Below are 11,362 nucleotides of genomic sequence, written 5' to 3'. Positions count from 1 at the left end.
ATGCGCTTATCACCCAACGTAACGCGCCAGATATTGACCCCCGCAACTTTACCGCCATGACGCGCTTGGACCACAATCGCGCCATGACGCAGATAGCCATCAAGACGGGAACCACTGTGAACGACGTCACCAACATGACCATCTGGGGCAACCACTCAGCGACACAATATCCCGATTTATTCAACGCCAAAGTCAACGGAGAGGCAGCGATCGACTTGGTGGATCAAGCGTGGTTCGAGGAAGATTTTATTCCTACAGTACAGCAGCGTGGCGCAGCAATCATCAAAGCGCGTGGCGCATCTTCAGCGGCCTCTGCAGCGAACGCAGCCATTGGCCACATGCGTTCGTGGGCCTTGGGCACAGAAGGCGACGACTGGGTGTCGATGGGCGTTTACTCTGACGGTTCCTACGACATTGCAGAAGGCTTGATCTACTCGTTCCCTTGCCGCTGCTGTAATGGCGATTGGGTTATCGTTCAGGACGCTGATATCAACGATTTCTCGCGCGCAAAAATGCAGGCGACCGAGCAAGAGTTGATTGAAGAGCGCGACGCGGTCGCGCATCTGCTAGGCTAGTGCCGATGCCCGCAAGCTCAACAGCCGCAAGCAGTTATCATCACGGTAACTTGCGCGAAGCCTTGATCGACTCGGCCGAGCAAGCCATTGTCGAACAAGCCGCCGAGGCCATGAGTTTGCGGGCCCTCGCCCGCAACGCAGGCGTTTCACAAACCGCACCCTATCGACACTTCAGCGACCGTAATACTCTGCTAGCGGCGGTGTCTGAACGGGGTTATCAGCGTCTGATCAAAGCCTTACTCGGCGCAATTGACTCGATCGATGATAACGCGGAACGGCAGGTCCGAGAGGCGGCACGATGCTACGTACAGTTTGCTATCGACAATCCTCAGCTGTTCAAACTGATGTTTGGGCCTTTGTTACAACCTACACTGAACTACCCTGCTCTACACGCTCGCATACGAGAGTGTAACCACCTAGTACAAACCATGCTCGCGAATGGCATCGGGTCTGGCTCTTTTCGCGAAGACGATATTCGTTACCTAACCAATACAGCGTGGGCTGGCATTCACGGCCTCGCGACTTTGGTCATTGACATGCCAGAGCTATTTGAACAGCATATCGAACTCGAGCGTCAGATGGACGTAAGCGTTCGCTCTTTACTGAACTGCATGCAGGAGACTCGCTGTTAGCCAACGCGCGCTGAGCAGCGACGGGGCGAAAAGGCGAATTCAACGGCACGTAGCGGCAGCGAGCAAGGTTATGATGCCCGAAGGGCATGAATAGGCTCAACGCGAACGCTACGCCGGCAACTCAACCACCCGACCCACGACATTATCGCCGCACTGCTCAAAGGCACAACAAGCCAAAGCCACCACAAACCGCTGTATGATCCTTCGAACATAGTGTGATAGATACCCCAGGTAGCTATCTCCGCAGCGGCAACACCGAGCAAACCGGCAATGTAACCAATAGCCGCAAATTCCAACCACACCGATGCCGCCAAACCCGAGGCTTTGGCGCCAAAAACCTTAAGTACTGCGTTCTCGTGCGTCCGCTCTGACAGTGTGCCGGTTACCCCCATAATGAGCACCAGCAGTCCGGCTACTACAATCAGCACCAGCACGGCTTCTACCGCTTTGGAGACGCTTGCTACGATATCCTGTAGCTGCTTGATGATGACATCGATCTCCAACACCGTGAGCGTTGGGAAGGCCTTTATCAAATCGTTCAACATCACCTTCTTAGATGAGGGCAGGTAGAAACTACTGAGATACGTCGAGGCACCCGGCGGGAAGGCGCTGGGCTCCACCAAAACAAAGAAGTTTGGACGCATACTTTGCCAGTCCACCTCCCTAAAGCTGGTCACCACCAAATCAATTTCGTCGGAGCCAATGCGATAACGAAGGGTGTCCCCAAGCCTGATACCGCTGCGCTGCGCATATTCTTCTTCGACCGAGACCTCGGCCCGCTCATCATCTCGAAACCATTCCCCAGCCAACAGGGTATTGGCCTCGGGTAACGCATCAGTCCAGGAAAAATTGGTCTCTCGCTGACGCTCAGGACCCTCGCTGCCTGTAAGAGCGCGCGCATTAACGCCAATCAAACGTGCCCTTGACATTGGGTACGACGCCTGGGTTGCCACACCTCGGTCTTGTAAAAACTGCTCAAACGCTGAGACTTCGGCATCCTGTAAGTTAACCACAAAGTGATTTGGGGCGTCCTCGGGCAGTTGATTCTGCCACTGCTCTATCAAGCTTGTTCGCACGAGCGCCAACAAGACCATCAGCATAATTGCTGAGCCAAACATGACCACGTTAAACCCATTGGCACGCGCGTGCCGCTGTATACTGGCGCTCGCGAGTCGCCACATTGCTGAGCCAGATGGTAAGGCACCCACCACACGTTTGAACACCAAAGACGAGACCAAAAGCCCGATGACAATGATCATCGATAAGGCCAGCAACAAAGAGCCTGTTAGAATCCAATTGCCGGTATAAAACTGGGTGAGAAACAGCAACCCACCTACAGCCAGAACTACGTCAGTTGGCGCCAAGCCTGCGAATAAAGTCAACTCTTGTCGCAAAACGCGCAAAGGGCTTGCGCCCGCCAGTCGTATAAAGCTCGGACCGATAAATGACGTAATACAAACCGCCAGAGTGATCAAACCAACGCCGAAAGGACGTAGCGGGTACGCCACGTCAGTCGAGGAGGTGATCAAATCCTTGAGTATATAGCTCGCAGTGATTTCGAGTCCTAGCGCCAAGGCGAATCCAATCGCTAAGGCGCAGGCAGAGACTACTGACAGTAAACCGATGTAGAGACTCAGAATTTTAAACCGAGTCGCCCCAAGTGTTTTCAGAACGGCAACATACGCAAAATGACGTTCACCAAACCGTCGAGCCGCCATCAGCATTGCGACCCCAGAAAGTAGGACACCGACACTGCCCGCGAGTAGCAAGAATCGCTCCGCCCTATCCAAGGCCTGTGCAACACTGGGTTGCGATTCGTCGATACTTCGCACCCTGACGCGCTCCTGGTAATAGGTTTCTAGCCGTTCACGTGTATCTTTTACAGCATCCTCGGGCCCAGCCAATAGCAGTCGATACGAAACTCTGCTGGCGGCTTGCACGACGCCGGTCACCGCAATGTCCTCAAAGCGCATTAAAACCCGTGGGGCGCTGTCAAACATCGAACCACCCGCGTCAGGTTCGGAGCGAATAATACCTCCAACTGTTAACGACGCCTTACCCAAAGTGATTGAGTCCCCAAGTGCGACACCCAACAAGGGGAAGAGCCTGGGCGCGAGCCACACCTCTCCTACTTCAGGCACCGTATCCGCAGCAATCAGATCACCAAAAGGCGTCGCACTGGTTTTAAGGCTACCTCGCAGAGGGTATTTACTGCTTACCGCTTTCGCTGAGACAAGGGCAAAACCATCTTCTCCCGCCTGTACCATAGTGGCAAAAGTCAATGTTTGGGCCACCTCAACGTTATCACTGAGCTTAGGTGACCACTCGCCTTGATCAAGCACTTCTCTCGCGTCGAACACGGTATCCGCCGCTAAAAATTGCGTACTCTCGCCAACGAGCCTCAAGGTTAGACGGTCGGTGAACAAACTAATACCGCTGACCATCGCAACAGCCAACGCGAGCGAAGCAATCAGTACGTGCAGTTCACCGGCGCGCCATTCACGCGCAAACCACCATAACGAAGACATTACTCGACAGCCTCTAGCAGCCCATTCTGGATCCGAACCAAACGCTGACACCGGCCCGCCAGGTCCGGGTCATGCGTCACCAAAACAAGTGTTTTACCCTGTGATTCAGTCATTGAAAAAAGCAAGTCCGCGACGTACGCACCGGTGGACTCGTCTAAATTCCCCGTGGGCTCGTCAGCAAATAGTACGTTAGGGTGAGTCACAAAAGCGCGAGCAATAGCCACTCGCTGTTGCTCGCCGCCCGACAGCTGCTTGGGAAAATGCCTAACCCGCTCTTCTAAACCGACCTGTTGTAATTGATGCATCGCCAACGCTTGCGCCTGCGCCGCACTGCGTCCAGCAAGCTGTGCGGGCAGAGCGACGTTGTCCAACGCAGTTAACGATGGCAATAGCTGAAAACTCTGAAATACAAACCCAACTTCTTGCCCCCTCCAAATTGCTCGAGCATCTTCATCGGCCTCACTTACCGCAAAAGTCGAGTGGCGTACACGGCCGCTCGTTGGCGTATCTAAACCCGCTAGCAATCCCAGCAAAGTCGATTTCCCGGAACCCGAGGCACCCAAAATCGCAATTGACTCGCCTGGCTTGATTTCTAAGTCAATCCCTTTCAAGATCGGGATTGTTTGATCGCCGAGAGCCACCGTTTTGAAAAGTTTATCTGCAACAAGCATAAAGAATTTCTCCGTAGTCCGTTACCTACGTGTTGGCATCCTGATCGGATTGTTGTTGCCGCTACTTGCTCAGGCGCGAGAGCCAGGAAAAGTCCTGATTTTAGGGGACAGCATCAGCGCCGCCTATGGCATGAACATAGAACAAGGTTGGGTGCACTTGTGGGCGCAAAGCCTACAAGACCGCGCGCAAATCATCAATGCCAGCATTAGCGGCGAAACCACGGCCGGAGGGTTGGCGCGCCTACCCGCGCTACTTGCCCAGCATCAACCCGACGTTGTCGTGATTGAGTTGGGGGGCAACGATGGCCTTCGAGGATATCCGCTGAGTCAGTTAAAACAAAATCTGACCCAGCTCATCAAGCTTAGTCAAGCGGCGGGAGCCAAGGTCGCGCTGGTTCCGATGCAGATTCCACCGAATTATGGCGAAGCCTACACTCGCCGCTTTTATGAGACTTTCGCGCAAGTCGCGGCGACGCAAGAAGCGACCTTAACGCCTTTCATTCTTGAAGATGTCGCCTTGAGTCCGGACCTTATGCAAAACGACGGCATTCACCCAACCGCGGCTGCACAACCTATACTGCTCGCCAAACTTGAAACAACGCTGAATTCAATTTTACGCGAAGCCTCAGTGAGCACACCATGACAGGCTCAGTCTCCAGACGAAAGCAGCAGGCCTTTGACATTATTTTTGGTACCGAGAGCACTGCAGGTAAAGCTTTCGATGTCGTACTGATCATGGCGATCTTAATCAGTGTCGGGGTCGTGATTGCCGATTCGATACCCGAATTGCACGCACAATACGGCTATCTGTTTTGGCAAATCGAATGGGGATTCACGCTCTTTTTTAGTGTTGAGTACCTCATTAGAATTTGGTGTAGCCCCAACCCGAGGGCCTACGTCACCAGCGGCTTTGGTGTCGTTGATGTATTGTCGGTGCTCCCCACCTACCTTGCGATCATCGTGCCTCAAGCGGCTCCGCTTCTCATTCTGAGGGTGCTGCGGATTCTTCGCATATTTAGGATTTTACGATTGCTGCCCTACGTCCGTGAGTCCACCGTGTTACTTGAAGCACTGCGGCGCTCGAGGCGGAAAATTTTTGTTTTCTTTTCAATGATGATGGTCATAACGACAGTCTATGGGTGTCTGCTTTACGTCGTTGAAGGGCCCGAACATGGATTCAACACGATTCCCGAGAGCATATACTGGGCAATCGTGACGGTGACAACGGTAGGGTACGGCGACTTGGTGCCTATGACCGCAATAGGTCGAGCCATCGCCGCACTTGGAATGCTGACGGGTTATGCAATAATCGCCGTACCCACTGGCATTATCACGGCGGAGCTGACACACGAGATGCGCCGGCAGCGAGACTTTCGCTCGTGTGAGCACTGCAACCGAAGTGGGCATGACGGGGACGCAGAATATTGTAAATATTGCGGTGCCTTATTGCCTCATTGAACGAGGCAACTCACTGTTTCTTAATGCGATCTAGTTTATACTTAGTGTTAACCTGTAGATCTGAAAAATTATGCCAACCGCTCTGTTTGACTATCCAAAATATTGGGCCGAATGCCTCGGACCAGCTCCCTTCCTACCGACAACTCGCGCCGAGATGGACCAACTGGGTTGGGACGCTTGCGATATTATTATCGTAACCGGTGACGCCTATGTCGATCATCCGAGCTTCGGGATGGCCGTTATTGGACGAGTTCTGGAAACGCAAGGCTTTCGCGTGGGGATCATCGCTCAACCTAACTGGCACAATTGCGAAGATTTCAAACGACTAGGGCAACCCACACTGTTCTTCGGCGTAGCTGCAGGCAACATGGATTCGATGATCAATCGCTATACCGCAGACCGAAAACGGCGTAACGACGATGCTTACACGCCAGATGGCAAGCCCGATCATCGTCCCGACAGAGCGGTTATTGTCTACAGCCAACGCGTGCGCGAGGCGTTTAAAGACTCACCGATTATTATTGGTGGCATCGAGGCGAGTCTCCGCCGCATCGCTCATTATGATTACTGGAGTGAAAAAATACGTCGTTCGGTCCTCATGGACAGCCGCGCAGACCTTCTTTTGTTTGGCAATGCCGAACGCGCGATTTGCGAGGTGGCGCACAGACTCAGTCGTGGCGACTCGGTAGAGTCTATTCGCGACATACGCGGCATCGCATTCAAGACCAAAAGCATTCCGTCAAATTATACCTTAGTGGATTCATCGACCATCGATGTTGTCGGCCCGGTCGACGCCCAACCGAACCCCTATGAAATGGTGACCGAAGAAACCTGTGACAGTAAGGATACGCAAACCCAAGTGGTTCAGCTGCTCGATCCGAAACACCGTGATCTTGCTACCGTAATTCGCATTCCCAGTTACGAGCAAGTCAGCAACGACCCCGCGCTGTATGCACACGCCTCAAGGGTGCTTCACAAGGAGACTAACCCTCACAACGCCAGACCGCTAGTTCAGCAACACGGCGATACCGAAGTCTGGATAACCCCTCCTCCAATACCGTTGACAACGGAAGAACTGGATTGGGTATTCGAACTGCCTTATCAGCGCGCAACCCATCCAAGTTACGGTGCAGCGAAGATTCCGGCGTTCGAAATGATCCAACATTCAGTGAACATCATGCGGGGCTGCTTCGGCGGATGTACCTTTTGCTCAATTACAGAGCATGAGGGCCGAATCATTCAGAATCGGTCAGAGGAATCAATACTTAAAGAAATCGAGAAAATCAGAGACACCAGCAAGGCGTTTACGGGCGTCATTTCCGATTTAGGTGGCCCCACGGCTAACATGTGGCGCCTCGCCTGCAAGGACCCCAAAATCGAGGCATCGTGTCGAAAGCTGAGCTGCGTATTCCCGGGTATTTGCAAAAATCTAAACACCGACCAGACACCTTTGATCCAGCTCTATCGAAAAGCGCGCGACATCCCGGGAGTCAAGAAAGTGTTGATTGCCTCTGGGCTGCGTTACGACATCGCGGTTGAAACGCCCGAATACGTTGAAGAACTCGTGACACACCATGTCGGCGGCTACTTAAAAATCGCTCCGGAGCACACCGAGCAAGGGCCACTATCTGCCATGATGAAACCCGGCATCGGCACCTACGATCGCTTCAAAAAGCTGTTTGACAAGTACAGTAAAAAAGCCGGAAAAGAGCAATATCTCATTCCTTACTTCATTGCTGCCCACCCGGGCACCGAAGACGAAGACATGCTCAACCTCGCGCTCTGGCTAAAACGCAACGGGTTTCGCGCCGATCAGGTGCAAACTTTTTATCCGTCGCCAATGGCCACGGCAACTGCTATGTACCACACGGGCTTCAATCCACTGAAACCCGTACGACGCTCGGGTCCAAAAATCGCGCGGGTACAAAAGCTCAGTCAACGTCGCTTACACAAAGCGTTTTTGAGGTATCATGACCCCGACAATTGGCCTGCTTTGCGGGATACGCTGCGCGCCATGGGTCGAAAAGATTTAATTGGCTATAGTAAACAGCACTTAGTCCCGCCGCGGCAGCCTCCACAACGGCACCGCTCGTTAGTGGATCATACGCAGCGATTTGCGACCCAGCATACGGGGATTGACCCCGTTAACAAGCGCCGGCAGCCACCTAAAAAACGTCGCTAAGCTCAAGGAGACACTCTTGAACCGAAAGATTTTACTGCCAATGATCATCGTGATTGGAGGCGTCGTAGCGGCGGCAGCGTTGGTGCTTAACCCCAATCAAGTGAGTGATAGTCCACCCGCTCGGGTGCCACCCAAGGTATCGGTGATTCACCCTACGCTGATCGATGAGCCTTTAATCATCGATTCGCAGGGGACGGTTGAACCGGCGCACCGCATCACTCTCGCGGCTGAAGTCGCAGGCCGGGTTAGCGCCATTTCTGATCGGTTCCAACGCGGCGGCGCATTCGAACAAGGCGACGTTTTGTTTACTATCGACGATACCGATGCTCGTCTTGCGCTACGGCGAGCTCGAGCAAGCGAGCAACAGGCAGCGATCGACCTCAAAATTAACCAAGGCGATTTCAAGCGGGCACAAGAGCTAGAAGAACAGAACCTCATTAGCACCCAAGCCTTTGAACAAGCGCAACTGCAACTTGCCCGAGCCGAAGCGCAGCAGCAGGCAACCCTTGTGGCGCGGCAAGAGGCTGAATTGGCGCTTAAACGTACCCAAATCAAGGCGCCCTTCCGCGGTCGGATCGAAAGCGAATCACTCGATGTCGGACAGTTCATCAATAGAGGCGAGCGGGTAGCTGAGCTCATTGCGCTCGACGTCTATGAGGTGCGCTTACCTATCGCTCGAGATCAATTGGCCTATCTGGATTTACCGTTCTCAACGCGCGGCATTATTCCCAAAGAGCAACGTCCCAAAGTGACGCTGAGTGGTGAATTTGCGGGACAAGAATGGCTCCGTGAGGCTGAACTTATCCGAACAGAAGCTCAAATTGACTCCGCCACTCGACAAATATTTGCAGTAGCGAGTTTGCCAATCGATAGCAACGATCCCAACACCCTGTTTCCTCTGGGGCTCTTTGTAAAAGCAGAAATAGAGGGTGTATTTCCTCAGCAGGCCTACCGCTTGCCCCGCAGCAGTCTCGCGCCAGGAAACAGAATTCTGACGGTTGATGAAAACAACCAGCTGTGGCTGAAGAACGTCGATATTCTCCGGCTCGAGCACGATGACGTGGTCATTCAGGGGGGGCTTACCCCAGAGAGTCTGGTTTGCGTCTCTGCAGGTCGGACGGTTGTCGACGGCATGCGTGTAGAGCCTGTCATGATGGACGCGCAATGAACTCAATTATCACGTGGTTTATCCACAACCGAGTTGCCGCCAACCTACTCATGATGATTTTAATCGCAGGCGGTACGCTTGCGCTGCCACAGTTATACCTCGAAGAATTTCCGGAGGTGGAGGTTGATGCGGTATCGATCCGGATACCCTACTTGGGAGCCGCACCGCAGGAGGTAGAGTCCGCCGTTTGCATTCGAGTCGAGGAAGCGCTCGAAGGTACTGAAGGTGTCGACACAGTTCGCTCCACAGCCGCCGAGGGAATGTGCTCGATTCTAGCTGAGCTGGTCGAGGGTGTGGATCGAACAAAAGTGGCGAATGACATTCGCAGTAAAGTGGACGCCATCGACTCTTTTCCCGCGGAGACAGAGCGTCCTATCACCTCAGAAATCACGGTTACCGCCAACGTGCTGCATTTAGTGGTCTATGGCGATACGACAGAACTAGGCTTGCAGGCGCTCACCCAGACGATACGTGATGATATCGCTGCGCTTCCGGGCGTCTCTCAAGTTGACATGAACTTTAACAGGGATTTTGAAATTTCAATCGAAGTACCTGAGCAAAATCTCCGTCAGTTTGATCTGACCCTAGAGCAAATCGGTCAAACCGTTCGCGCCAGCAGCTTAGACCTACCCGGCGGCTCCCTGGATACGCCCAGCGGTGAAATCTTGGTACGTACCCAGGGTCAAGCCTACAGAGGGCAAGAATTCGAAGACATTATCGTAAAAGCCGATCGCGACGGAAGACGTGTCAATATCGCAGAAATTGCCAAGGTTCGAGATGCCTTTGTAGACGCCGACATGAGTGCGCGATTCAATGGTGCGCAAACCATGTCAATCATGGTTTCACGCGTGGGCAAAGAAGATACGATTCAAATAGCAGACGCGGTTAAAGCCTACTTAGGCGAACTCGAACCCACCCTCCCGGAAGGCATGCACGTACAAATATGGAAAGACGAATCGGCTGATTTGACGGATCGTTTAGAGGTCCTAGTAAAAAACGCGCGCAGCGGCCTAGTCTTGGTGCTCATCGTACTCGCGTTATTCTTGCAGTTTCGACTTGCCTTATGGGTTGCTGCGGGCATACCGATCGCTTTGCTCGGCACTCTCGCGGTGTTTCCCGGCCTCAATATTGCCATCAGCACCATGTCGATCATGGCGTTCATTTTAGTTATTGGGATTTTGGTCGATGATGCCATCGTAGTAGGTGAGCGCATTTTTGCACATGAGGAAATGGGCAAACCGCGCTTGCAAGCAGCGGTCGATGGCACAACCGAAGTCTCTACGCCCGTGATATTTGGCGTTTTGACCACCATGGCGACTTTTATCCCAATTATGAACATTCCGGGAGAACTCGGCGGTTTCTTTTTGGTTATCGGCGCTGTCGTTATTATCGCCCTGTTTTTCAGTATTTTCGAATCACAACTGATCCTGCCTCACCACTTAGCGCATCGCCGAATGGCTCAGCCGAGGGAAGAAAAAAACGCCTGGCAAAAATTCCAAACACGCCTATCCGATGCCCTTGATAATTTCGCTGTGAATAAATTTAAGCCCATGGTGCGCCTATCGATCGAGTATCGTTACTCGACCCTTGCCGTGGGTATTGCGGTGCTTACCATCGCTCTCGGCGCCCTGCTCTCTGGGCGCATTCTATTTCAGTTTTTCCCCGCTGTTGAAAGCACTCGCATCTATGCGTCGGTCGTAATGCCCGAGGGGACGCCGATTGAGACAACCCAGTCGGTGATTCAACGACTCGAAGACTCCGCCCAGCAGCTGAAGGAAGAATTAGACGCGATTCCTCTAGTCGAGGGCCAAGACTCCTTTTCCAAGGTCTACACTGCGGTCGGAACAAAATTACCCAAGGGATCTATTGAGGTTGGTATCCCCGTGCAAACCAATATTGGCGAGGTAGGCATACATCTCAACCTGCCGTCGGACTACAAGGGTACGCCCGTCAGCGTCTACGCAAATCGTTGGCGCGAACTCACGGGCACCATTCCTGATCTCGTCGAGATGAAAATATCAGCCAGTAGTTTTAGCATCGGTGCAGCAATCGATATCGAGCTGTTGGGGCGTGATTTTATCGAACTGCAATCAGTCGCCGAAGAGCTCAAAGCGGTTTTAGCGTCATACCCAGGCGTTGTAGATATTT

The 11,362-nt window shown here is 53.0% G+C and carries 9 protein-coding genes; 7 read left to right on the top strand and 2 right to left on the bottom strand.

Features of this window, described 5'->3' with window-relative positions; all coding sequences use genetic code 11:
• Both ACTF5Z_RS09335 and ACTF5Z_RS09330 read left to right on the top strand, forming a co-directional pair.
• On the top strand, nt 1-575 hold a 575-nt coding region (locus ACTF5Z_RS09335; protein ID WP_438985398.1), incomplete at its 5' end, for a malate dehydrogenase.
• Between the two features lie 5 nt (nt 576-580).
• Complete coding sequence (locus ACTF5Z_RS09330) at nt 581-1,207, top strand: TetR/AcrR family transcriptional regulator (RefSeq protein WP_438985397.1); 627 nt, start codon at nt 581-583, stop codon at nt 1,205-1,207.
• A 68-nt stretch (nt 1,208-1,275) separates the two neighbouring features.
• Here the strand turns inward: ACTF5Z_RS09330 and ACTF5Z_RS09325 are convergent, their stop codons facing one another.
• Nucleotides 1,276-3,735 (bottom strand): ABC transporter permease, encoded by a 2,460-nt coding sequence (locus ACTF5Z_RS09325; protein ID WP_438985396.1) that lies wholly within the window; start codon nt 3,733-3,735, stop codon nt 1,276-1,278.
• Nucleotides 3,735-4,406, bottom strand: a complete 672-nt coding sequence (locus tag ACTF5Z_RS09320; protein WP_438985395.1) for an ABC transporter ATP-binding protein — start codon at nt 4,404-4,406, stop codon at nt 3,735-3,737. Before ACTF5Z_RS09320 ends, ACTF5Z_RS09325 begins: the two co-directional genes overlap by 1 nt.
• Nucleotides 4,407-4,461: 55 nt before the next feature.
• Here ACTF5Z_RS09320 and ACTF5Z_RS09315 point away from each other — a divergent pair, with 55 nt between their 5' ends.
• The 5 genes from ACTF5Z_RS09315 to ACTF5Z_RS09295 all read left to right on the top strand — a co-directional run.
• Nucleotides 4,462-5,049 (top strand): arylesterase, encoded by a 588-nt coding sequence (locus ACTF5Z_RS09315; RefSeq protein ID WP_438985394.1) that lies wholly within the window; start codon nt 4,462-4,464, stop codon nt 5,047-5,049.
• Nucleotides 5,046-5,864 (top strand): ion transporter, encoded by an 819-nt coding sequence (locus tag ACTF5Z_RS09310; RefSeq protein WP_423848730.1) that lies wholly within the window; start codon nt 5,046-5,048, stop codon nt 5,862-5,864. The genes ACTF5Z_RS09315 and ACTF5Z_RS09310 overlap by 4 nt, the downstream gene beginning before the upstream one ends.
• A gap of 70 nt (nt 5,865-5,934) precedes the next feature.
• A complete protein-coding gene (locus tag ACTF5Z_RS09305) occupies nt 5,935-8,046 on the top strand; it encodes a YgiQ family radical SAM protein (protein WP_438985393.1) in 2,112 nt (703 codons plus the stop codon).
• A gap of 16 nt (nt 8,047-8,062) precedes the next feature.
• A complete protein-coding gene (locus tag ACTF5Z_RS09300; RefSeq protein ID WP_438985392.1) occupies nt 8,063-9,214 on the top strand; it encodes an efflux RND transporter periplasmic adaptor subunit in 1,152 nt (383 codons plus the stop codon).
• The coding region (locus tag ACTF5Z_RS09295) for an efflux RND transporter permease subunit (RefSeq protein ID WP_438985391.1) at nt 9,211-11,362 on the top strand (2,152 nt) is incomplete at its 3' end. The genes ACTF5Z_RS09300 and ACTF5Z_RS09295, both read left to right, overlap by 4 nt.

The organism is Aequoribacter sp. (assembly GCF_965659035.1).
In the GTDB taxonomy this organism is placed as follows: domain Bacteria; phylum Pseudomonadota; class Gammaproteobacteria; order Pseudomonadales; family Halieaceae; genus Aequoribacter.
Note: the sequence above shows the minus strand (reverse complement) of the source record. Positions and strands in the feature narration are given on the sequence as shown.